This window comes from Sphingomonas sp. T1 (assembly GCF_902506585.1).
In the GTDB taxonomy this organism is placed as follows: Bacteria; Pseudomonadota; Alphaproteobacteria; order Sphingomonadales; family Sphingomonadaceae; genus Sphingomonas; species Sphingomonas aerolata.
Genome location: NZ_LR733875.1, coordinates 64804 through 87323, shown reverse-complemented (window position 1 = coordinate 87323; position 22520 = coordinate 64804). Strand labels below are relative to the sequence as shown.

The 22520-nt window shown below is 65.5% G+C and carries 22 protein-coding genes; 15 read left to right on the top strand and 7 right to left on the bottom strand.

Annotated elements, in window-relative coordinates; all coding sequences use genetic code 11:
• Nucleotides 1-5 precede the first annotated feature (5 nt).
• The 4 genes from GV027_RS00400 (at nt 6) to rsmA (ending at nt 5597) form a co-directional block, all read left to right on the top strand.
• Nucleotides 6-2249, top strand: coding sequence for an LPS-assembly protein LptD (locus GV027_RS00400; RefSeq protein ID WP_201302646.1), 2244 nt, complete (start codon nt 6-8; stop codon nt 2247-2249).
• Between the two features lie 138 nt (nt 2250-2387).
• Nucleotides 2388-3731: a peptidylprolyl isomerase gene (locus GV027_RS00395; protein ID WP_373929164.1), complete on the top strand. Its 1344-nt coding sequence runs from the start codon at nt 2388-2390 to the stop codon at nt 3729-3731.
• 7 nt (nt 3732-3738) lie between these two features.
• On the top strand, nt 3739-4749 hold the full coding sequence (gene pdxA / locus GV027_RS00390; RefSeq protein WP_084215043.1) for a 4-hydroxythreonine-4-phosphate dehydrogenase PdxA: 1011 nt from the start codon (nt 3739-3741) through the stop codon (nt 4747-4749).
• Nucleotides 4746-5597, top strand: coding sequence for a 16S rRNA (adenine(1518)-N(6)/adenine(1519)-N(6))-dimethyltransferase RsmA (gene rsmA, locus GV027_RS00385; protein WP_159510590.1), 852 nt, complete (start codon nt 4746-4748; stop codon nt 5595-5597). The genes pdxA and rsmA overlap by 4 nt, the downstream gene beginning before the upstream one ends.
• 11 nt (nt 5598-5608) lie before the next feature.
• On the opposite strand, the gene GV027_RS00380 is transcribed toward rsmA, so the two are convergent.
• From GV027_RS00380 to guaB, 3 genes are all read right to left on the bottom strand, one after another.
• Nucleotides 5609-6109, bottom strand: a complete 501-nt coding sequence (locus tag GV027_RS00380) for a tetratricopeptide repeat protein (protein ID WP_201302552.1) — start codon at nt 6107-6109, stop codon at nt 5609-5611.
• Nucleotides 6110-6141: 32 nt separating this feature from the next.
• Nucleotides 6142-7329 (bottom strand): RsmB/NOP family class I SAM-dependent RNA methyltransferase, encoded by a 1188-nt coding sequence (locus GV027_RS00375; protein ID WP_159510588.1) that lies wholly within the window; start codon nt 7327-7329, stop codon nt 6142-6144.
• Between the two features lie 173 nt (nt 7330-7502).
• Complete coding sequence (gene guaB, locus GV027_RS00370) at nt 7503-8960, bottom strand: IMP dehydrogenase (RefSeq protein WP_031393400.1); 1458 nt, start codon at nt 8958-8960, stop codon at nt 7503-7505.
• Between the two features lie 120 nt (nt 8961-9080).
• Between guaB and GV027_RS00365 the strand changes: the two genes are divergently transcribed.
• Together GV027_RS00365 and GV027_RS00360 are read left to right on the top strand one after the other, a co-directional pair.
• Entirely contained in the window at nt 9081-10073 is a 993-nt protein-coding gene (locus GV027_RS00365; RefSeq protein WP_159510587.1) for an SPFH domain-containing protein, read from the top strand.
• Nucleotides 10073-10510 (top strand): NfeD family protein, encoded by a 438-nt coding sequence (locus GV027_RS00360; RefSeq protein ID WP_159510586.1) that lies wholly within the window; start codon nt 10073-10075, stop codon nt 10508-10510. The genes GV027_RS00365 and GV027_RS00360 overlap by 1 nt, the downstream gene beginning before the upstream one ends.
• Nucleotides 10511-10621: 111 nt before the next feature.
• On the opposite strand, the gene GV027_RS00355 is transcribed toward GV027_RS00360, so the two are convergent.
• Nucleotides 10622-12232, bottom strand: a complete 1611-nt coding sequence (locus tag GV027_RS00355) for a phosphoenolpyruvate carboxykinase (protein WP_159510585.1) — start codon at nt 12230-12232, stop codon at nt 10622-10624.
• A 202-nt stretch (nt 12233-12434) separates the two neighbouring features.
• On the opposite strand from GV027_RS00355, the gene GV027_RS00350 reads away from it, so the two are divergent.
• The 7 genes from GV027_RS00350 to GV027_RS00320 all read left to right on the top strand — a co-directional run bounded on the left by GV027_RS00350 (nt 12435) and on the right by GV027_RS00320 (nt 17679).
• Nucleotides 12435-13142, top strand: coding sequence for a response regulator transcription factor (locus tag GV027_RS00350; RefSeq protein WP_031393404.1), 708 nt, complete (start codon nt 12435-12437; stop codon nt 13140-13142).
• Between the two features lies 1 nt (nt 13143).
• Nucleotides 13144-14727 (top strand): sensor histidine kinase, encoded by a 1584-nt coding sequence (locus tag GV027_RS00345; RefSeq protein WP_236558976.1) that lies wholly within the window; start codon nt 13144-13146, stop codon nt 14725-14727.
• Between the two features lie 13 nt (nt 14728-14740).
• Nucleotides 14741-15172, top strand: a complete 432-nt coding sequence (locus tag GV027_RS00340) for an HPr kinase/phosphorylase (protein ID WP_159512651.1) — start codon at nt 14741-14743, stop codon at nt 15170-15172.
• The gene (gene rapZ / locus GV027_RS00335) at nt 15169-16086 is read left to right on the top strand and encodes an RNase adapter RapZ (RefSeq protein ID WP_159510583.1); all 918 of its coding nucleotides are present in this window, start codon (nt 15169-15171) and stop codon (nt 16084-16086) included. Before GV027_RS00340 ends, rapZ begins: the two co-directional genes overlap by 4 nt.
• 16 nt (nt 16087-16102) lie before the next feature.
• Nucleotides 16103-16510 carry a PTS sugar transporter subunit IIA gene (locus GV027_RS00330; protein ID WP_031393408.1) on the top strand — a complete coding sequence of 136 codons (408 nt, stop codon included), beginning with the start codon at nt 16103-16105 and terminating at the stop codon, nt 16508-16510.
• Nucleotides 16507-16782, top strand: a complete 276-nt coding sequence (locus tag GV027_RS00325; protein ID WP_031393409.1) for an HPr family phosphocarrier protein — start codon at nt 16507-16509, stop codon at nt 16780-16782. Before GV027_RS00330 ends, GV027_RS00325 begins: the two co-directional genes overlap by 4 nt.
• A 99-nt stretch (nt 16783-16881) precedes the next feature.
• Entirely contained in the window at nt 16882-17679 is a 798-nt protein-coding gene (locus tag GV027_RS00320; protein WP_031438989.1) for a TrmH family RNA methyltransferase, read from the top strand.
• 9 nt (nt 17680-17688) lie between these two features.
• Here GV027_RS00320 and rmuC read toward each other — a convergent pair whose 3' ends face one another.
• The 3 genes from rmuC to recR form a co-directional block, all read right to left on the bottom strand.
• Complete coding sequence (rmuC, locus tag GV027_RS00315; protein ID WP_159510582.1) at nt 17689-19152, bottom strand: DNA recombination protein RmuC; 1464 nt, start codon at nt 19150-19152, stop codon at nt 17689-17691.
• A gap of 470 nt (nt 19153-19622) precedes the next feature.
• Nucleotides 19623-20147: a peptide deformylase gene (gene def, locus GV027_RS00310; RefSeq protein WP_159510581.1), complete on the bottom strand. Its 525-nt coding sequence runs from the start codon at nt 20145-20147 to the stop codon at nt 19623-19625.
• Between the two features lie 58 nt (nt 20148-20205).
• Nucleotides 20206-20802 carry a recombination mediator RecR gene (gene recR, locus GV027_RS00305; RefSeq protein WP_031393413.1) on the bottom strand — a complete coding sequence of 199 codons (597 nt, stop codon included), beginning with the start codon at nt 20800-20802 and terminating at the stop codon, nt 20206-20208.
• Nucleotides 20803-20854: 52 nt separating this feature from the next.
• Between recR and fmt the strand changes: the two genes are divergently transcribed.
• A complete protein-coding gene (gene fmt, locus GV027_RS00300; protein ID WP_159510580.1) occupies nt 20855-21781 on the top strand; it encodes a methionyl-tRNA formyltransferase in 927 nt (308 codons plus the stop codon).
• On the top strand, nt 21778-22518 hold the full coding sequence (truA, locus tag GV027_RS00295) for a tRNA pseudouridine(38-40) synthase TruA (protein WP_159510579.1): 741 nt from the start codon (nt 21778-21780) through the stop codon (nt 22516-22518). The genes fmt and truA overlap by 4 nt, the downstream gene beginning before the upstream one ends.
• Nucleotides 22519-22520: the final 2 nt, after the last annotated feature.

Sequence of the window (22520 nt, the reverse complement as noted above, 5' to 3'; positions counted from 1 at the left end):
ACCTTATGGCGGGTTGCGCCCTGTCGCTCGCCTTGCTCGCATCGGGACTGCTTCCAGCGTCCGCGCGCGCGCAGGATCTCCAGGCGCGTCCGGCAGCGCCGCCCCTTCCGGAACCGCCGACCTCATCGACCCCGACGGATCCGGATCAGGTGCAGTTCAGCGCCAGCGGTCTTGAATATGACACTGACGCCGACATCGTCACGGCAACGGGTGAAGTCCGCATGTTCCGCCAGGGCGATCGGCTGCGCGCCGACAAAGTGGTGTGGAACCGCAAGACGGGAAAGGTTCTTGCGACGGGCAATATCGCGGTCACCAACCCCCAGGGCGACATTGCCTATGGCGACTCGATCGAGCTGACCGACTCGCTGAAAGACGGCGTCGTCGACAACATGCTCGTCGTGCTCGAACAGGGCGGCAGGCTGGCCGCCAAGCAGGGGACGCGCGAAGCCGATGGCACGGTCGAACTGCGCAGTGCCGCGTATACGCCCTGCGCCGTCGTCAACTCGGCCGGTTGCCCCAAGGAGCCGACCTGGAAGATCACCGCAGTCAGCGTCACCTATCGACCCGACCGCAAGCGGATCTATTATGCCGGCGCGCGGCTGCACCTGTTCGGCCTTCCCAGCCTGCCGTTGCCCAAATTCTCCAATCCCGTCGGTGGAGGCAGCGACAGCGGACTGCTATCGCCCAATGGCGGCTATAGCCGGGTCAACGGCTTCGAAGTCAGCATCCCCTATTATTTGAAGCTTGCGCCCAACCAGGGCTTGGTCGTCACGCCGCATCTCTACACCAGCGTCCTGCCGATGCTCCAGGCAGACTATTCCGCGCTGAGCACCAGGGGCGCGTTCAGCCTGCGCGCCTATGCGACCGAAAGCCGCCGGAGCGACGATCTGACCACGGCAAATTCAGCGGACACCAGCATGGCGTTCCGCGGCTACCTCGACGGCATGGCACGCTATCAGCTGACGCCCAACTGGAGTGTCAGCGGCTCGCTCCGCCTGACGACCGACCGGACGTTCCTGCGGCGCTACGACATCTCGCGCGACGACCGGTTGCGCAGCACGGCCAGCCTCGAGCGGATCGACGACAGCAGCTATTTCGCGCTGACCGGCTGGTACGTCCAAACGCTGCGCGTCAATGACAGCCAGGGTCAGCAGCCGATCGCGCTTCCCGAGATCGACTATCGCAAGCGCTTCGACGATGGACTGGTCGGGGGCCGCGTCCAGCTCCAGCTCAACACGCTGGCGCTGACACGCACCGACGGACAGGACACGCAGCGCGCGTTCGCCAGCGCGCAATGGGATCTTCGGCGCCTGACGAACTGGGGTCAGGAAGTCACCTTCACGGCATTCGCCCGCGCCGACGCCTATAACACGAACAACACCGACGCGACCTCGATCGTCAGTTATCGCGGACTCGAAGGATTTCACAAGCGGGCGATCGGCGCAGCGGCCGTCGACGTGAAATGGCCGTTCATCGGCACGTTCCTCGGCGGCACGCAGCGGTTCACGCCGCGTGTCCAACTGGTCGCCGCACCGAGCATCGCCAACACGCGCATCCCCAACGAGGATTCGCGCGCCGTCGACCTCGACGATACCAACCTGTTCGCACTGAACCGCTTTGCTGGGTATGACCGGTTCGAGGATTCCTCGCGCGCCACCTATGGCGGCGAGTGGGCACTCGACCTTCCGGGAATCGCGTTCACGACGAATATCGGACAGAGCTATCGCCTGGGCACGCGCCCGACGATCCTGCCCGACGGTACGGGGCTCAGCGACCGGTTCTCAGATATTGTCGGTCGCAGCGAATTGCGGTTCCGCGACTTTGTCTCGGTGGTGCACCGCTACCGGCTCGACAAGGACAGCCTGGCGATCCGCCGCAACGAGATCGACGCCACGATCGGATCGCGCGCGACTTACGTGCTCGTCGGCTATCTCAAGCTGAACCGCAACATCGACGCCGTGATCGAGGATTTGCGCGACCGCGAGGAGATCCGCGTCGCCGGCCGTGTCCAGTTTGCCCGGTTCTGGTCCGCCTTCGGATCGGGGGTCGTCGATTTGACGAACAAAGCGGAAGATCCGCTGTCCGTCAGCGACGGTTTCAGCCCGATCCGCCACCGTGTCGGCGTGCAGTATGAAGACGATTGCCTGCGGCTTGGCGCGACGTGGCGGCGGACGTACAACGATACCGGTGATGCGCGGAAGGGGAACAGTTTCCTGCTGACGCTGGCCTTCACCAATCTTGGCCGCTAAGCCCGCATTCAGCTAAGCCAGGGTAGGCCGCGCGGCACGTGCGATGATACGCGATGATGGGATACCGACACCTTGAAGCATGATGTTCGACTGACGGCGCGTGGTGGCCGCGTAATCGGCGCTGTGGTCCTTGCCGCACTGACCGCAAGCGCCATTGCCCAGACCGCGCCAACGCCTGCGCCCGCGCCCGCTGGAGGATCCGGCCAGACCGTGTCCGATCAGAGCGTGCCCGACAATACCGGGCTTAACCTGCCGACGAACCTTCAGATCTTCGGCAAGGTCGATCCGAACGTCCGCAAGCCGACGGCGATCGTCAACGATTCCGTGATCACCGGCACCGACGTCGATCAGCGCGTCGCCTTGATCGCGATGGCCAATGAGGGCGCCAAGCTCTCCCCCGAAGACCGCGATCGGTTGAAGCTCCAGGTCCTACGGCAGCTGATCGACGAGACGCTGCAGATCCAGGAGGCAAAGACCGCCGACATCACGATCACGCCCGCCGAACTGACGCAGAGCTATGACGCGGTGTCGAAGCGGTTCAACCGTACCCCTGCCACCATGGCGGCCTATCTGCGGCAGACCGGCTCATCGGATCGCTCGCTCAAGCGTCAGATCGAAGGCGAACTGGCCTGGCAGCGCTATCTGCGGCGCCGTGTCGAGCCCTTCGTCAACGTCGGCGACGAGGAGGTCAAAGGCATTATCGACCGCCTCGAGGCGGCCAAGGGCACGGACGAGTTCAACCTGAAAGAAATCTACCTCGCCGGGAATGCGACGAACGGGCAACAGGTCTATGCCAATGCCCGCCAGCTAATCCAGGAGATCCAGAAGGGCACGCAGCCGTTCGAGTCCTATGCGCGGCAATTCTCCGAGGCGTCGACCCGCGCGGTCGGCGGCGACCTTGGCTGGGTTCGCGCATCGACGCTGCCGCCGGAGCTCGCCCAGGCGACGCAGTCGATGCAGGTCGGCCAGGTGGCCGGTCCGATCGAGGTGTCGGGCGGCTATTCGATCCTGTACCTGACCGACAAGCGTCAGGTGCTGACCGCCGACCCACGCGACGCGCGGCTCAGCCTGAAGCAGCTGACGTTGCGCTTCCCGCCCAACACCTCGCAGGCGCAGGCCGCAGCCCGTGCCGAGGCGTTTGCAAGGGCTACAAAGGATCTGCGCGGGTGTGGCACCGTCGAAAAGGTAGCGGCCGGCATCGGAGCCGACGTTGTCGACAATGATACGGTCCGGATCCGCGATCTTCCGCCGCAGCTTCAGGAAGTGATGCTCAAGTTGCAGGTCGGCGAATCGAGTCCGCCGTTTGGGTCCGCCGAACAGGGCGTACGTGCCCTCGTCCTGTGCGGACGCGACGATCCGCAGTCAGGCAATCTGCCGAGTTCGGAACAGATCCAGGGACAGCTCGAGCAGCAGCGCGTCAATTTGCGGGCCCAGCAGAAACTGCGCGATCTGCGTCGTGACGCCGTCGTCGAATATCGCTGATCCTGACATGCCGCAGTCGCGCCCCCTCGCCGTCTCGATGGGCGACCCTGCGGGGATCGGACCTGAAATCATCGCCAAGGCTTGGGCCGCGCGTGTTGCGCACGATCTGCCCCCGTTCGTTGCGATCGGCGACATCCGGGCGATCGAGCGGGTCTGGTCCGGGCCCGTGGTCCGGATCGCTGATCCTACCGAAACGGCCACGGTATTCGCCGGTGCGCTGCCGGTGCTGAGCGTCGAAGACGCGGGCGAGATCGTGCCCGGGAATCCGGATGTCGAGGGCGCCCGTTGCGCCTTGCATGCGCTCGAGCTTGCGGTGGGACTGGTCAAGACCGGAGCAGCACGCGCACTGGTCACGGGGCCGGTATCGAAGGCAAAGCTTTATGCGATTGGCTTCACCCATCCCGGGCAGACGGAGTTCGTCGCTGAACGGTTCGGCGTCGCGGGCGAGAATGCCGTGATGATGCTTGCCGGCCCGTCACTCCGTGTCGTGCCGATCACAACGCATGTACCGCTCAGCGACGTCGCGTCCCTGCTGTCGGTCGATTTGATCGTCGCAAAGGGGCGGGCAACGGCTCGTGGGTTGACGCGGAATTTCGGGATCGCGGCCCCGAGGCTCGCCTTTGCCGGGTTCAATCCGCATGCGGGCGAACAGGGCGCGCTCGGTCGTGAGGAGATTGATATCATCGCCCCGGCGATCGAGTTGCTGCGCGCGGAGGGCATCGATGCGACCGGGCCTTTTGCGGCAGATACCTTGTTCCACCCGCGCGCGCGCGCGACCTATGACGCGGTACTTTGCTGCTATCATGACCAGGCGCTCGTGCCGCTCAAGACCATCCATTTTGACGAAGGCGTCAACATCACGCTCGGGCTGCCTATCGTGCGTACGTCGCCTGACCACGGCACGGCATTCCCGATCGCCGGTAAAAACCTCGCCGAACCGGGTGCCATGATCGCGGCTATCGCGATGGCCGGCCAGGCATCCGATCGGCGTGCCGCGCAAAGCGCCGAAAGTCGATGATCGCCCCGGCAACGGCCCTCCCCCCGCTGCGCGAGGTGATCGCGCGGCATGGCCTCAATGCCAGCAAGGCGCTGGGGCAGAATTTCCTGTTCGACGGGCAATTGCTGGCGCGCATCGCCGCTGTGCCGGGTGACCTGCACGACGCTGAAGTCCTCGAGGTCGGCCCAGGTCCCGGTGGACTGACCCGCGCTTTGCTTGCGGCGGGTGCGCGCGTGACGGCGATCGAGCGGGATCACCGCTGTATCCCGGCGCTAGCCGAACTGGGCGACGCGTTCCCGGGGCAGTTGACGGTCATCGAGGGCGATGCGCTGGCGATCGACGCACCGGCGTTCTTCAAGACAAAGCCACACATCGTCTCCAACCTGCCCTATAATGTCGGTACCGCCTTGCTGGTCGGCTGGCTGTCGGCGGACTGGGTGCCATGGTGGCAATCGCTGACGCTGATGTTCCAGAAGGAGGTCGCTGAACGGATTGTCGCGACCACCAATAGCGACCATTACGGACGTCTGGCGGTGCTGGCACAATGGCGAAGCGCGTCGCGGATCGCGATGCCGGTCCACAGGTCGGCCTTCACGCCGCCTCCCAAGGTCATGTCCGCGGTCGTCCACATCACGCCACATGCTGCGCCCGAGGGTGTCGACTTCGCCCTGCTCGAACGGCTGACCGGCGCCGCCTTTGGCCAGCGTCGCAAGATGCTCCGCCAGAGCCTGAAGTCGGTGCCTGGTGCTCTCGATGCGCTGGAGCGGATCGGGATCGATGGGACGCGACGCGCAGAGACCTTGTCGGTGCTGGATTTCGTGGCACTGGCGCGCGCTGCGAAGACACGGCCGCTCACCGTCAGCGGCTGAGGTCGTTCCGCTCAGTCCTTGGCGGGGGTCGCGGGCTTTACGACCTGCGCAGTCGTGATGGGCGGCCCCTTGGCGATGATCGCGGCAAGCTGCACTGCTTCGGGACACGGACCCTTGCAGATGGTGCGGATCTTGGCGAGGTTGTCGCGGGCCCGGACGACCGCGCCCTTCATCACCAACGCACTGCCCTGCCCCTGCAACGCGGTGACGTCATTCGGTTCGAGCAGCAGCGCCTCGCGGTAAAGGCGGATCGCCTTGCCCGGCAGTTCGCGCGCCTCTGCGACTTTGCCCAGTTCGACGAACGCCGCGCGATTGCGCGGATCGACCGCAACCGCGGTTTCGAGCATGTCGGTCGCGCCGTCGAGATTGCCGGCCGCCTTCAGGCTGCGTCCCTGAGCGAGCAGTTGAAGCGACCGCGGATCGATCTGCGTATCGGGCCGCTGGCCGCTGAGTGACGTCGATACGGACACGACCGTCAGCGCGGCGGCAACGGCAACGGTCGAAAAACGCATGATGGTCTCCAGGCGGGGCACAGCGGATTTGGCTAGCATGGGCTGATAAGGCGCGCGACAAAAAATCCGTCGGTGCCGTCGCGGCCGGGCTCGAGGCGAACCCCGTGGCCATGGACAGCGCCTGCGGGCAACGACAGCGGCGCGGTCGTCCAGCCGGGATGCGCGCTCAGGAACCATCCAACCTGGTCTGTGCCTTCCGCATCGAGCAGCGAACACACGATATACACCAGCGCGCCGCCCGGCTTGACCAGCGTTGCCGCGACCGACAGCACCTGCTGTTGCGTCGACTGCAATCTGGACACGCGGTCGGGCGTCAGGCGCCAGCGGGCCTCGGGATTGCGTCGCCACGTGCCTGTTCCCGAACAAGGCGCATCGACGAGCACGCCGTCCGCACGGCCTGCCCATTCGCTCAACGCCTCGATCTCGCGGGTCGGGTTGAGCAACTGCGTCTCGATGATCGCGGCCCCCGCACGGGTCGCGCGCGGCGTCAGCCGTGACAGCCGGTTACGATCGGTATCGCAGGCAAGGAGGGTACCCGTGTTCGCCATCATTGCGGCGAGCGCGAGCGTCTTGCCGCCCGCGCCTGCGCAAAGGTCGACGATCCTTTGACCGGGCTTTGCCTGCATCGCGAGCCCGACGATCTGGCTGCCCTCGTCCTGGACTTCCAGCGCTCCCTCGTTGAACAGCGGCAATGCCTCGACGTTCGTGCCGGTCGGCAGCCGGATTCCGTCGGGAGCGTGCGGTGTCGCCTCAGCCTCGGGCAATGCGGCGAGCACGGCGGGACGATCCGCGACGAGCGTGTTGACCCGCAGGTCGAGCGTCGCACGCCCCGCAAGATCGGTGAGCGCCGCGCCATCGAGCCCCGATGCCCGCAACGCCTTGGTCAGCCATTGCGGGGCGACGCCAGCGCGCGCGCGTGGTTCGTCCTTGCCGATCGGCGCTGGTGCATGGGTCGAGCCGTCGAAGGTCGCGGCCAGCGCGGGGTCGGCATCAGCGACCAGCAGCATCGCGGCACGACCGTCCTCAGGCCGATCCCCTGCCTTGCGGATCGCCGCATAGACGAGCTCACGCACGGCGCGACGGTCCTTCGACCCCGCATAGCGACGCGTGGCGAAGTAGCGGGCGATGAGCGTGTCGGCTGCCGCGCCGCTCTCGCGGGCAGCGGCGATGATCTGGTCAAGCAGTTCGATCGCGGCCTGCGTCCGTGCCGACGGGGTCAAGGCCGGTCTCCCGGGACTGCGCAATATCGGGTAGTGATTTGGTAGGGGATCATCATCATCCCCTGCCCCTACCCCCTCCCGGACGCAGAAGGGAATGATTTCAGGTATCCACTCGCCACATTCCCGGCCAGCGGGCCCTCCCGATCCCGTTGCGGCATCAGGAGACGTCGATGCTAGCGCGTCGGGTAGTTCGGGGCTTCGCGCGTGATCGTGACGTCGTGGACATGGCTCTCCATCAGGCCGGCACCGGTGATCTGGACGAATTCCGCGCGTGCCTGCAGATCCGGAATCGTCGCCGACCCGGTATAGCCCATCGCTGCCTTGATCCCGCCGACGAGCTGGTGGACGACGTCGCGTGCCGGGCCCTTATACGCAACCTGCCCCTCGATGCCCTCGGGAACCAACTTCAGCTGGTCCTTGATATCGCCCTGGAAGTAGCGATCCGCAGACCCGCGGCCCATCGCACCGACCGACCCCATCCCACGATAGGATTTATACGCGCGCCCCTGGTAAAGGAAGGTTTCGCCCGGCGCCTCGTCCGTCCCGGCGAGCAGCGACCCGATCATCACGGTCGATGCGCCTGCAGCCAGCGCCTTGGCCATGTCGCCCGACGTGCGGATACCGCCATCCGCGATCACCGGTACGCCGGCCTTATGACCGGCTTCGGCGCAATCCATCACGGCCGTCAACTGCGGTACGCCCACGCCAGCGACCACCCGCGTGGTGCAGATCGACCCGGGGCCGATGCCGACCTTGATGCCGTCCGCGCCCGCGTCGATCAGCGCGCGGGTCGCGTCGCCCGTCGCGACGTTGCCGGCGACGACCTGGACCGAGTTGGACAGTTTCTTCACCCGCTCGACCGCACGCCCGACGTCGCGGTTATGACCATGCGCCGTGTCTATGACGATCAGGTCGCATCCGGCGTCGACCAGCTGCTCCGTGCGATCGAAGCCCTTGTCGCCGACGGTCGTCGCCGCTGCGACACGCAGGCGGCCCGCCTCGTCCTTGGTCGCATCGGGGAACATGACGGCCTTTTCGATATCCTTGACCGTAATGAGGCCGACGCAACGATACTCGGCATCGACGACCAGCAGCTTTTCGATGCGACGCTGGTGCAGCAGCCGGCGCGCTTCCTCCTTGCCGACCTCGGTCGATACAGTCGCAAGATTCTCGTGCGTCATAAGCTCGCTGACCGGCTGCTGCGGGTTACCGGCGAAGCGAACGTCGCGATTGGTCAGGATTCCGACTAGCTTGCCATCCGACTCGACGACCGGAATGCCGCTAATCCGATGGCCGGCCATCAACGCCTGCGCTTCGCCTAGAGTGGCGGTCGGCTTGATCGTGATCGGGTTGACCACCATCCCCGATTCGAACCGCTTGACCTGACGGACCGCGACAACCTGTTCCTCGATCGTCAGGTTACGGTGTAGCACGCCGATGCCGCCGAGCTGCGCCATGACGATCGCCATGTCCGCTTCGGTCACAGTGTCCATCGCGGAGGACAGGATCGGAATGTTGAGGGCTATCCCCCGCGTTACCTGGGTCCGCGTGTCCGCCTGGCTTGGCAGCACGTCCGATTCCCCCGGATACAGTAGGACGTCGTCGAAAGTGAGGCCGAGGCGGATATCCATGAAAGCTGCCGATCCTGGGTGTGGGGTGGCGCGCCATGTAACCAAAGCGGGCGCGTACGGCTAGGCCCCTCTGCGAACGGCGTGCTATAGCCGGGCACTACACGCATGGGGGATATTCCGATGGGGTTGATTGTCGCCGGGCTCGCAGTGGCACTGGTGCTGTTCTATTTGATGACCAGTATCAAGATCGTACGTCAGGGCTATCAGTACACGATCGAACATTTCGGAAGGTTCACGACGGTCGCAAGGCCCGGCTTCAATTTCTATCCGGCGTTTTTCTACCGCGTAGGGCGGAAGGTGAACATGATGGAACAGGTGATCGATATTCCCGGGCAGGAGATCATCACCAAGGACAATGCGATGATATCGACCGACGGGGTCGTGTTCTTCCAGGTGCTGGATTCGGCCAAGGCCGCCTATGAGGTGTCCGACCTGTATCAGGCACTGCTGCAGCTCACGACGACAAATCTTCGCACAGTGATGGGCTCGATGGATCTCGACGAGACGTTGAGCAAGCGCGACGAGATTAATGCGCGATTGCTGAGCGTCGTCGACCACGCAACGACGCCCTGGGGGGTCAAGATCACCCGGGTGGAGATCAAGGACATTCGTCCGCCCGCCGACATCGTCAACGCCATGGGCCGCCAGATGAAGGCCGAGCGCGAGAAGCGCGCAAACATCCTGGACGCGGAAGGCTCACGCGCCTCGGAAATCCTCCGGGCAGAGGGCCAGAAGCAGGCACGGATCCTCGAATCGGAGGGCCGCAAGGAATCGGCCTTTCGCGATGCCGAGGCGCGCGAGCGCGCGGCCGTTGCCGAAGCGTCAGCCACCCGAGCCGTGTCGCAAGCGATCGAAGAGGGCGGCGCGCAGGCGATCAACTATTTCATCGCGCAGAAATATGTCGAGGCAATCGGCAAATTCGCCACCTCGCCCAATGCGAAAACGATCCTGTTTCCGGTCGAGGCGACTCAATTGATGGGAACGCTGGGTGGCATTGGCGAGATTGCGAAGGATGCCTTGCGCGACACGGTGCCGTCAGCCACCCCGGCAGCGAAGCCGTCACCCAGGGGACCATTTGAACTGTCGAACGCCAACGAGGTGCCGCAAAGCTGATGTATGGGATCGGACCGGCCGTCGCATGGCTGATCGCTGCGCTGGTGTTGGGGATCGCGGAACTGGCTGTTCCGGGGGTTTTCCTGGTCTTTCTGGCGATCGCCGCAGCGTTCACCGGGGTGATGGCATTCGCGCTGCCGGACCTGCCGATCGCCGTACAGCTTGGCGCCTTCGCGATCTGGAGTGTGGTCGCGGTCACGATCGGCAAACGATGGTATCGTGACTATCCGGTCGAGGGCGGGGATCCGCTGCTGAACGATCGCGCGGCGCGATTGATCGGCCAGATCGTGATCGTCGAGACGGCGCTCGTTAACGGCCAAGGCCGCGTTCTCGTTGGTGACGGCAGCTGGCCCGCACGCGGGCCCGACGCGGCGGTCGGCACGCGGGTCAGGATCGTCGCGGTGATGGACGGCGCGGTGGCTGTGGAACCTCAGTAGACGATTGTCGCAACGTCTCGGACGGCCCGTTCAATTTCGATGGCCGGACCGGGAATGGCTAAACGCCTAAGCCCGATCCGGCACGCCCAATTCTGTCAGTTGCCCGCGGGGTCACGCGGCTTCGGTCACCTTCGGCGCCGCCTGCATCACGCTGGCATCGACATGCTCCGAGAACTGCGCGAAATTCTCGACAAACAGGTCGACCAGCTTTGCCGCCGTCGCGTCATAGGCATCGGTATCTGCCCATGTCGTCCGCGGATCGAGGATGGCGTCGTCGACGCCCTGCACGCTCACCGGAACCTGAAACCCGAAGTTCGGGTCTGTACGGAATTCGGCAGTCTTCAGACTTCCGTCCAGCGCGGCGTTGAGCAGCGCACGCGTCGCCTTGATCGGCATGCGGCTGCCGACACCATATTTGCCCCCGGTCCAACCCGTATTCACCAGCCAGCAGTCGACCCCGCCGCGCGCGATCCGTGCCTTCAGGAGGTTACCATAGACCGAAGGATGCCGCGGCATGAACGGAGCGCCGAAACAGGTCGAGAATGTCGCGTCGGGCTCAGTCACGCCGATTTCGGTGCCGGCGACGCGCGCCGTATAGCCCGACAGGAAGTGATACATCGCCTGGTCCGGAGTCAGTTTGGCAATCGGCGGGAGCACACCATAGGCATCAGCGGTCAACATTACGATGTTCCGTGGAACCGGACCCATATTGTCCGCCGAGCTGTTTGGAATGAAGTCGATCGGATAAGCACCCCTGCTGTTCTCCGCCAGCGTGTGATCGTCGAGATCAAGCAGGCGCGTCGTGGGATCCATGACGACATTCTCGAGAACCGTTCCGAATCGCTTCGTCGTTGCGAAGATCTCGGGCTCGGCATCGGCCGACAAACGGATCATCTTGGCGTAGCAGCCACCTTCGAAGTTGAAGACAGCGGTATCGGACCAGCCATGCTCATCGTCGCCGATCAGCGTTCGGCTGGCGTCGGCACTCAATGTCGTCTTGCCGGTGCCAGAAAGCCCGAAGAACACCGCGGTATCGCCGTTTGCGCCCATGTTTGCCGAACAATGCATCGGCATCACGCCGGCCGGCGGCAGGAGGTAGTTGAGAAGGCCGAAGACCGACTTTTTCATCTCCCCGGCATATTTCGTACCCCCGATCAGGATAAGCCGATCGGTGAAATTGACCGCGATGACGGTTTCGCTGCGGCAGCCATGCCGCGCAGGATCGGCCTGAAAGCTGGGCAGATCGATGATCGTATAGTCGGCAACGAAGTCATTCAGCGCCGACGCTTCCGGACGGACAAGCATCGTGCGGATGAAGAGATTGTGCCAGGCAAGTTCCGTAACGACGCGAACATTCACCCGGTGATCGGGTTGTGATCCACCATACAGGTCCTGGACGAACAAGGTATTCTTTTGCGCCAGCGCGGCGTAGATATCCGCCTTCAATGCGGCAAAATGCCCGGGGTCCATCGGCTTGTTGCTCTTGCCCCACCAGACGGTCGCGTCGGTTTCCGCGTCGCGGACGATGAACTTGTCCTGAGCCGAACGTCCGGTATGGGCGCCCGTTTCGACGACGAGGGGCCCGTCGGCGGACAGACGCCCCTCACCCCGGTCGAGCGCGGCTTCGACCAACTGCGCGGTCACCAGATTCCAGTGCACCTCCGCACGTGTTTCAATTCCCTGCACGTCGAGCCCTGAGGCAGGGGTTCGCAAATCAGACACGGCATCTCTCCATAAGACACTTGCGCATACGTATGTATGTCGTTGAGTCTCGATCTAGGCGGGCCTGTGATCCGGGTCAAATCGACCGGCGGGCGTGCAACTCACGCCGCGGTCCGGTGTAGCCTGGTTGAGTACGCTAGCACTTTGCCCTACGCAGCCCGAGATTTATCCCGGCGGGCGCCAAGAAGATGACAGCCAGACCATGACGGCAACGATCGCGCTCGTCGATGACGACCGAAACATCCTAACGTCGGTGTCGATCGCCCTTCAGACCGAGGGGTTTGTCACGCGGGTCTATTCGGACGGCGAGACCGCGCTGAAGGCCTTGACGGACAATCCCCCCGATCTGGCGATCTTCGACATCAAGATGCCCCGTATGGATGGTCTGGAACTGTTGCGGCGGCTGCGCGAAAAGAGCCAGATACCTGTCATCTTCCTGACCAGCAAGGATGACGAACTCGACGAGGCGCTTGGCCTTGCGATGGGGGCGGACGATTATATCGCGAAGCCGTTCTCGCAGCGATTGCTGATTGCGCGGGTCCGGGCGATCCTGCGCCGCGCGGAGTTGACCCGGTCGCCTGGCACGGAGACGGAGGCCGAGGCGGCCGGGCCGCTTGACCGGGGGCGGCTCAGCATGGACCCGGCGCGCCACCGGACCCTGTGGGCTGGCGAACCCGTGACACTGACGGTGACGGAATTCATGATTCTCGAAACGCTCGCGCAGCGGCCGGGTATCGTCAAGACGCGCAACCAGTTGATGGACGCCGCCTATCAGGACGACATCTATGTCGACGACCGGACGATCGACAGCCACATAAAGCGGCTGCGTCGCAAGTTCCGACAGGTCGATCCAGATTTCGACGCGATCGAAACACTGTATGGGGCAGGCTATCGGTTCTCCGAGGATTAACATGGGACGGAGCGATCCGCGCGACGACGTGGGCGATCGAACCGAGGATGACGGTCGCGATCTGACATTACGCTGGTCGGGTCAGATCTCGCTCACGCGGCGTATCCTCGCCGTCAATATCTTCGCGCTCCTGCTGCTCGCAGGCGGCTTCTTCTACCTCGATTCCTATCGCAGCCGGATCGTCGACAGCCGCGTGGCGCAGGCCGCACGCGAGGCGCGGCTGATCGGTGAGGCAATCGCCGCAGTCGATCCGGCGCTGCGTGAGCCGCTCATCGTTCGGCTGGCGCAGGATACGGGCTCGCAGATCCGGGTCTTCGACCGCGACGGGCAGATCATCAAGGACAGTCGCGCACTGGGGCTGCGCAGTTTCGTGCTGCACGACCCCGACAAGGAAGACTGGGGGCAGGATGCCGCGCGCTTTCTCGACGCGGTCATCGACGTGGTCGTGATGGCGCCCCGCGCACCGCTTTACCGCGAACGCGGCCCGCGGCAACGCTGGCCCGACGTCGAGGACGTACGGTTGCGGCATGGCATCTCCACGACGGTCTGGCGCGCGCCCGACCGCACCCCAGTGATAACGGCTGCGGCCCGCGTGCCGGGCGGCGGCGTGGTGATGACCACGGTGAACGCGCGTGACATCACGCGCACCGTGCGTATCGAACGCTTCCGCCTGAGCATGGTGCTGTTGCTGGTCTCAATCGTGTCCGTGCTGCTGTCGCTGTTCCTTGCACGCACCATCGTCCGGCCCCTGCGCCGTCTCGCTCGGGCGGCGGTGCGGGTGCGGCTCGGGCGCGCGCGCGAAGTCGTGGTCCCTCGACTGCCGTCGCGCCGGGATGAACTGGGCATGCTTGCCAGGGCGCTGTCGGACATGAGCCTAGCGCTCAGGGCCCGCATCGACGCGACCGAAGCGTTCGCCGCCGACGTTACGCATGAGATGAAGAACCCGCTGGCGTCGTTACGGTCTGCGGTGGAAGGGCTGTCACGCGTGCAGGATCCCGCCCTCAAGGAGCAACTGATGGCGATCGTGCGAGACGATGTCCATCGACTAGATCGGCTGATCTCCGACATCTCCGACGCGTCGCGACTGGACGCACAGCTCAGCCGGGCAAAGTTCGAACCGATCGACATGGTCAGCCTGATCGACGGCTTGCTGTCGCAGCGCCTCGCTCGCGACGTCGAACGTGAAATCCGTTTTCGCTTCGATCGCAGCGACGATGGCCCGTTCGTCGTGCTCGGCGAAGGCGCCCGGCTCGAGCGTGTGATCGAGAACCTGATCGATAACGCGGTATCCTTCTCGCCCGACCGCGGCCTGATCACGTTGTCCGCAATGCGCGGCGCGCACGAGGTCGTCCTTCGTGTCGAGGATGAGGGCCCGGGCGTCCCTCCAGACGCACGCGATGCGATCTTTCGCCGCTTCCACTCGGTCAGACCTGAAGGCGAAGCCTTCGGGCGTCACTCCGGACTAGGGCTGGCCATTGCGCGCACCATCGTCGAGGGGCATCAGGGCACGATCACCGTCGAATCGCGCGAGGATCGGCTGGGCGGTGCCCGGTTCGTAATCCATCTGCCGCTGTACGCACGATGAGGGAGCTCTAGTTCTGTCTGTCCTCTCGTCCGATCGCCTGCATGCGACGACCGTCTCGATCGGCGGCCAGGGCGTCCTGCTGGAAGGACCTTCCGGCATCGGCAAGTCCGACCTCGCCCTTCGCCTGATCGACCGCGGCGCAATGCTGGTCAGCGACGACCAGACCATCGTGGTGCGCTCGGGTGCCCGGTTGCTGGCACACCCACCCGCTTCCATCGCAGGCCGGATCGAGGTTCGGGGTCTGGGCATTATCGCCATGCCCTATGTTGTCGACATACCCATCGCCCTGCTCGTACGGCTAGGTGGACAGGTTCCGAGGATGCCCGAGCGAGAGGCACGGCGGATCGCCGGCGTCGACATCCCGGTCCTCCTGCTCGAACCACTCCAGGCGTCCGCTCCACTGAAGGTTGAATTGGCTCTGACACACGGAATTCTCGCCGCATGACGCGCCAATCAAAGCCCATCCTGCTGATCACCGGCATGTCGGGCGCGGGCAAATCGACCGTTCTCAAGACGCTTGAGGATCTGGGCTGGGAGATCGTCGACAACCTGCCGCTCCTGCTGCTCGATCGGCTGCTCGATACGCCGCGCGCACAGGGACAAATGGATGATTCCACTCCCTTGGCGATTGGTATCGGCCCGCAAACGCGCGATTTCGATGCGGATCGCATCATCGGGCGCATCCGCGATCTGCGCGATCGGCACGGTCTGGAAATCGGGACGCTGTTTCTCGACTGTTCGGGGGTAGAACTCGAGCGACGCTATTCGGAGACGCGGCGACGTCATCCGCTCGCGCCCGATCGCCCCGCGGGCGACGGGATCGCGCGCGAGCGTGAAATGCTGCGGCCGCTGCGCGACTGGGCGAACCGGTTGATCGACACGACCACATTGGCGGCCAACGAACTGGCGCAACAGATCCGCCACAGCTTCGCGCAGGACGATCAGGGTGCTCCGACGCTGTCGATCCAGTCGTTCGGCTTCGCTCGCGGGCTACCCCGCAACGCCGACCTCGTCTTCGACATGCGGTTTCTGCGAAATCCGCATTGGGATCCGCGGCTGCGTCCTGGGACCGGACTGGATCTCGAGGTTGCGCAATATGTCATGGCCGATCCGGCCTATGAAGCCGCTGTCAGCCGCATCGAGGATCTGCTGCTCCTGTTGCTGCCGCGCTACAAGGCGGAGGGCAAGTCCTATGTCAGCGTTGCGATCGGGTGTACCGGAGGGAGACACCGGTCGGTTCATGTTGCCGAACGGATCGCCGGACGGTTGCGCGCAGAGGGTTTTTCGCCCACGGTAAACCATCGCGACCTGGGGGCCGCGCCGCAGGACTCGCTTGAGGGACCACCGGTCGGCTTATGAGTATGAAGCGTCTGATATGATCGGCCTAGTTTTGGTGACCCACGGGCGGCTCGCCGACGAGTTCGTGACCGCAATGGTCCATGTCGTCGGCCCGCAGGAACGTGTTGCGGCAATCGCGATCGGCCCGGATGACGATATGGAGGAACGCCGCGCGGATATTGCGACGGCGATCGCCGAAGTCGATGCGGGACGCGGCGTGATCGTCCTTACCGATCTGTTCGGCGGTACCCCGTCCAACCTTGCCATCTCCCTGATGGAGCGGGGCCGGGTGGAGGTGATCGCGGGAATGAACCTACCGATGCTGATCCGGCTGGGGTCGGCGCGCAAGGCGATGACGGTCGTGGCGGCGGTCGCTGCCGCGCGTGAAGCCGGCCGGAAATATATATCCGTCGCCTCCGAGGTTCTCGGCGAGGCGGCAGCGTGACCGCGGTTGCGCGCACGGTCCTGATCACCAACCGCCGGGGATTGCATGCCCGGGCCAGCGCGAAGTTCGTTACGCTCGCCTCCTCGCAGCCCTGCGACGTGCTGGTGGAGAAGGACGGCGCGGGGAGCGTGACGGGAACGTCGATCATGGGGCTGATGATGCTCGGCGCCGCGATGGGCGATTCGATCGTCATATCGGCGACGGGCGATGGCGCGGACGAAACCGTTGCCCGGCTGGTCGAACTTGTCGAAGCCAAGTTCGGCGAGGATTGAGCCCCCTTCCCCGCAGCGCTTGCCGCGCGGGGTTGCGACGGGCATGAGCGGCGCGTGTTGACCGACCTCCCCTGTTTCCGCGCGCCGAAGGGCCGATAAATGCCTCGCGAAATTACCGCCTTCTCGAACCCGTTGATCAAATATGTCCGTGATCTTCGCGACAAACGACATCGCAAGGCTGCACGGCAGTTCCTTGCCGAGGGGTTGCGGATCCTGACCGAGGCGCGGGAAACGGGCCGGCTGCCCCGCACGCTTTTCTACGCCGCGGCGAGCGCCAACCACCCGCTGGTCCATGCGCTGTCGATGGATGTCGAGGAGGCGGGTGGCGAATCGATCCAGACGACGCCGGATATCCTGTCGAAGCTGTCGGGCAAGGACAATCCGCAGGCGGTGGTCGGCGTGTTTGACGAGTTCGACGCGGCACTCGAGGATCTGGACCGGACCAGTGCGGGGATCTGGCTGGTCGCCGAGCGACTGCGAGATCCGGGCAATCTCGGCACGATCCTGCGGACTGGCGATGCCGTCGGTGCGGGCGGGCTGATCCTGATCGGCGAGTCGGTCGATCCGTTCTCGGTCGAGGCGGTGCGGGCGAGCATGGGGGCGCTGTTCACCATTCCGGTCGTCAAGACCGAGTGGGCGCCGTTCGAGGCCTGGCTCCGGAGCGGTCCCGGGCAGCTGGTCGGGCTGAGCCTCGACACCGAGACCGATTACCGGGCGGCGACGTACAGCGCCCCGACCTTCTTGCTGACCGGCAACGAGGCGCAGGGCATGCCGGCAGAGATGGCCGAAGGGTGCGACACGCTGGTCAAGATTCCGATGCTGGGCAAGGCCGACAGCCTCAACGCCGCGGTCGCAACCGCGGTGATGGCCTATGAGGTTCTTGCCCGACAGCGTTGAAAAGACGGATTAAACGTCCGCGGGCTCTGGCTTTTCGATCAATGCCGGCCCCTCGCCCAGCGCCAGCGCGTCGATCGACGACACGTCCTCGAGATCGCGCGCGCCGGTCTCGATATTGAGGTCGCGGAACTTGCGGCCGGTGACCATCAGGCGGCCGTTGAACGAGTTGGTGAAGCCGTTAAAGTTCTTCACTGCGCTGTTGAGACCGACCCCGACCTTGCGCAGATCGTCGGCGACCTTGGCGAGACGATCGTGCATCTCCTTGCCGAGTTCGCCGATCTTGCGCGCCTCGTTGGCGAGCTTTTCCTGCCGCCAGACCGCAGCGACGGTCCGGGCGATCGCAATCAGATTGGTAGGAGTGGCGAGCAAGACCCTCTTTTCGAACGCGAAATCCCAGAGCGTCGGATCATGTTCGAGCGCGGCGGAGAGGAAATGCTCGCCGGGGACGAACATGATCACATAATCGGGCGTGTCGGCGAACTGGCTCCAATAGGCCTTGTTGCCGAGCCCGTTGACATGCGCGCGCATAGACGCGGCGTGCGCGGCGAGCCCGACCAGCCGCTCGGCCTCGTCGACCGCGCCGAACGCATCCTGATAGGCGTTGAGCGAGACCTTGGCATCGATGACGAGCGCGCGGCCGCCCGGGACCCGGATGATCGCATCGGGGCGCAGCCGGGCGCCGGCGCGCTCATCGGCATCGCCGACCGCGACGCTGACCTCGGTCTGGAAATCGGTATGTTCGCTCAGGCCGCAGGTCTCGAGCACGTTCTTCAACTGCTGCTCGCCCCAGCGGCCGCGCGACTTGGGCGCGTTGCGGAGCGAGTTGACGAGCTTGGCGGCTTCGGTCGAGACCTTTTCCTGGCCGAGCCGCATCTGCTCGATCTGCCCCTTGAGATCGCCGAACGCGTCACGGCGCTCCGCCTCGACCTTGGCGACGCCCTCTTCATAGCGTTGCAGCCGGTCGCTGACGGGCTGGAGCATCGACTTGAGGTTCTGCCCGGCGGATTCCTCGGACTGGCGGAAGCGGGCGTCGGCGCGGTCGAGGAAGGTCTTCTGCGCGTCGCTGAGCAGCTTATTGGCGACGTCGCCGAACTGCGCAGCCATCACGTCCTTGGCGTCGCGGAGTTCGACCAGCCGGGCCTCGAACGCTTCGCTGCGGGCATGCTCGGTGGCGAGTTCGGTGCGCGCGGCGTCGCGGTCAGCGCGGATCGTCGCGAGATCGGTGCGCAGGCGGTCCGCCTCCCCGGCCCGCTCGGCATTCTGCGCACGCAGCGTGGCGACATCCTGAAGCGCGGCATTGCGCTCCTGCTCGACCGCGTCGCGCGCGGTACGGACGAGATCATAGTCCGCGGCCCGCGTTCGGGCGACCGCGAGATCGCTGGCGAGTGCGCCGGCACGACGCGAGGCTAGCAGCCAGCCGAGCATCAGTCCGGCGGCGGCCGCGAGCAGCGCGACGATCACGAGTTCGGTCATGCCAGCGTCCCAATGTTGCGAATGTTGAGACGATAAGCGTGTTTTGCGCCGAGGTTCGTACAATTTCCGGCTGTGGGACCGGCCATGCAGGATTTGAGCGCGGGCGGCTGGGGGGGCACGATCTGGAAGGTCATCGCTGGAACATAGCACGAACGACGTGGGTGGGACAGAGGGATTTTCCTACCTTCGGGCGTTGGCCTTGGTCGCTACTGCAGCAGAGTTGGGCTTGGCGGGCGGTAGTGGGTGATCGCCGGGGACGTGCCAACTGGGCCCCGGCCTTCGCCGGGGTGGTGCTTTTGGGGGTGCGCCGCCCCTCGCTGCGGAGCTATCGCAGGTGGGCGCCGGTGTTTGCTGGGGTAGTGTTCTTGGCGTGTGCCGCCCGCGATTACGGGGGGCTTCGCTGCCTGGGCCCCGGCCTTCGCCGGGGAACTGGTCTGGTTTGGCCGGTCGAGGTAACGACCAGCGCCGGGTCAGCCGAGCTTGCGGGCCTTGGCGAGCTTCTTGAGGACCATGTCGCGCTTCAGGCGGCTGATGTGGTCGATGAAGAGGACGCCGTCGAGATGGTCGATCTCGTGCTGCATGCAGGTCGAGAGCAGGCCGTCGAGCTCTTCCTCATGCGCCGCGCCGGTCTCGTCGAGCCACTTCACGCGGCAGCGCGCGGGGCGGACGACCTCGGCATATTGCTCGGGGATCGAGAGGCAGCCCTCGTTATAGGTCGACATCTCTTCGCTCACCGAAAGGATCTCGGCGTTGATATAGGCCTTGGGATTCCTGATCGGCTTGTCCTCTTCGTCCTTCTCTTCCTGAAGGTCGATGACGAGGACGCGCTGCTGCACGCCGACCTGAGTCGCGGCGAGGCCGATGCCGTTGAAGTCGTACATCGTCTCGATCATGTCGGCGACGAGCGTACGGGTGGAATTGTCCACCGACGCCACCGGCTCCGCGACGAGGCGCAGGCGGGGATCGGGGACTTCGAGAACGGTCATGACGGTCATGCTGCGCAGCTAGGTTCCGCGGGTTGAGCCGTCAAGCATTTGGGTTAGGCCGCGACGATCAGGCCATCGGGCGACGCGCGCGCAGCGCCTGGGCGAGCGTGCCCTCGTCGAGATAGTCGAGCTCGCCACCCACCGGCAGGCCGTGCGCGAGTTGCGTGACGCGGACGGGGAAGCGTTCGATCCGTTCGGCGATGTAATGCGCGGTGGTCTGGCCTTCGAGCGTCGCGTTCATCGCGAGCACGACCTCGTCGATCCCCCCCGCCTCGATCCGGCGGACGAGATTGTCGATGCTGAGATCCTCGGGACGGATCCCTTCGAGCGCGGACAGGCGACCGCCAAGGACATGAAAGCGACCGGGGAACAGCCGCGAGCGATCGAGCGCCCAGAGATCGGCGACCTCCTCGACGACGCAGAGCGAGCGCTGGTCGCGGCGCGGGTCGGCGCAGATCGCGCACGGGTTGGTGGTGTCGACATTGCCGCAGACGCTGCAATTCTCCAGCCGCTCGTCGACCGCGGTCAGCGCCTCACGCAGCGGCCCCAGCGCGGCGTCGCGCTTCTTGAGCAGATGCAGCACGGCGCGGCGTGCGGACCGGGGGCCGAGGCCGGGGAGCCGGGCCAGCGCCTGCGTCAGCGCCTCGATCTCGGGGGATGCCATCGCAACCAGATAGGGGGTTGCGTCGCTCCCCGCCAGCGTGTTCGAGAGGGGCATGCGGATCATCTTCATGGGAACGCCGGACTTCGCGGTGCCGGTGCTGGAGGCCCTCGTCACGGCGGGGCATGACTTGGTGGCGGCCTATTGCCAGCCGGCACGACCGGGCGGGCGTCGCGGACGCGAACTGGTGCCGTCGCCGGTCCAGGTCCGGGCGGAGGCGCTGGGCATCGAGGTTCGGACGCCGGTGTCGTTCAAGGCGTCGCTGCCCGAGGGGCTGGAGGCGCGGGAAGCGTTTGCGGCGCTCGACGCTGATGTGGCGGTCGTGGCCGCCTATGGCCTGATCCTGCCGCGTGCGGTGCTCGATGCGCCGCGGCTCGGGTGCCTCAACGTCCACGGCTCGCTGTTGCCGCGGTGGCGCGGGGCGGCGCCGGTGCAGCGCGCGATCCTCGCGGGCGATGCGGAGACCGGGGTCGGGATCATGCAGATGGAGGCCGGGCTCGATACCGGGCCCGTCAGGCTCGAGGGGCGGACGCCGGTCGCGGGCAAGACCGCGGGCGAATTGACCACCGAACTGTCGGTGATGGGCGCGCGGTTGATGGTCGAGGTGCTGGGCGATCTCGACGCCTACCCTGCCCGGCCGCAGCCCGAAGAGGGCGTCACCTATGCGGCCAAGATCGACAAGGCGGAGGCGCGGATCGATTTCGAGCGGTCGGCGGTCGAGGTCGAGCGGCTGGTGCGCGCGATGAATCCGGCGCCCGGCGCGTGGTTCGAGGTCGCCGGCGAGCGCGTGAAGGTGCTCGCGGCGGACGTGTTGCCGTTCAGCTTTCTCGGGTGCGAGGGGCTGACGGTGAACGCCGAGCTGACGATCGGGTGCGGCGACGGCGCGATCCGGCCGACGTTGGTACAGCGGGCCGGGCGCGGCGTGACGTCGGCCGAGGAGCTGCTGCGCGGGTTTGCGATTCTCTCGGGGACCCAGCTTTGACGCGGTTCGCGCTGACGGTGGAGTTTGACGGCCGGCCGTTCATGGGCTGGCAGCGGCAGAAGCATGGGCCGAGCGTGCAAGCCGCGCTCGAGGCGGCGGTGCTCAAGATGACCGGCGAGACCGTGTCGGTGCAGGCGGCGGGGCGGACCGATGCGGGGGTGCACGGGATCGCGATGCGCGCGCATGTCGATATCGAGAAGCCGGTCGCGGCGTTCCGCTTGATGGAGGGGCTGAACGCGCTGGTCAAACCGGCGCCGGTGTCGGTTCTGGCGTGCGAGGTGGTGCCCGACGACTGGCATGCGCGGTTCTCGTGTATCGGGCGGTCGTATGAGTACCGGATCGTCAACCGGCGCGCGCCGCTGAGCTTCGAGGCGGGGCTGGCGTGGCAGGTGCCGCAGCCGCTCGATGCGGAGGCGATGGCGGAGGCGGCGCGCGCGCTGGTGGGGCGGCATGACTTCACGACGTTTCGGTCGGCGCATTGCCAGGCGGACAGTCCGGTGCGGACGCTCGACCGGCTCGACGTGGTGCGGGAGGGCGAGCGGCTGTTCGTCTACGCGGCGGCGCGGTCGTTCCTGCATCACCAGGTGCGGTCGATGGTCGGGTGCCTGGCGCTGGTCGGCATGGGGCGCTGGGCGGTCGGCGATGTCGCGGACGCGCTGGCGGCGAAGGATCGGGCGATGCTGGGGCTCAATGCACCGCCCGATGGGTTGTTCTTCGTGACCGCTGTTTATCCTTGAGG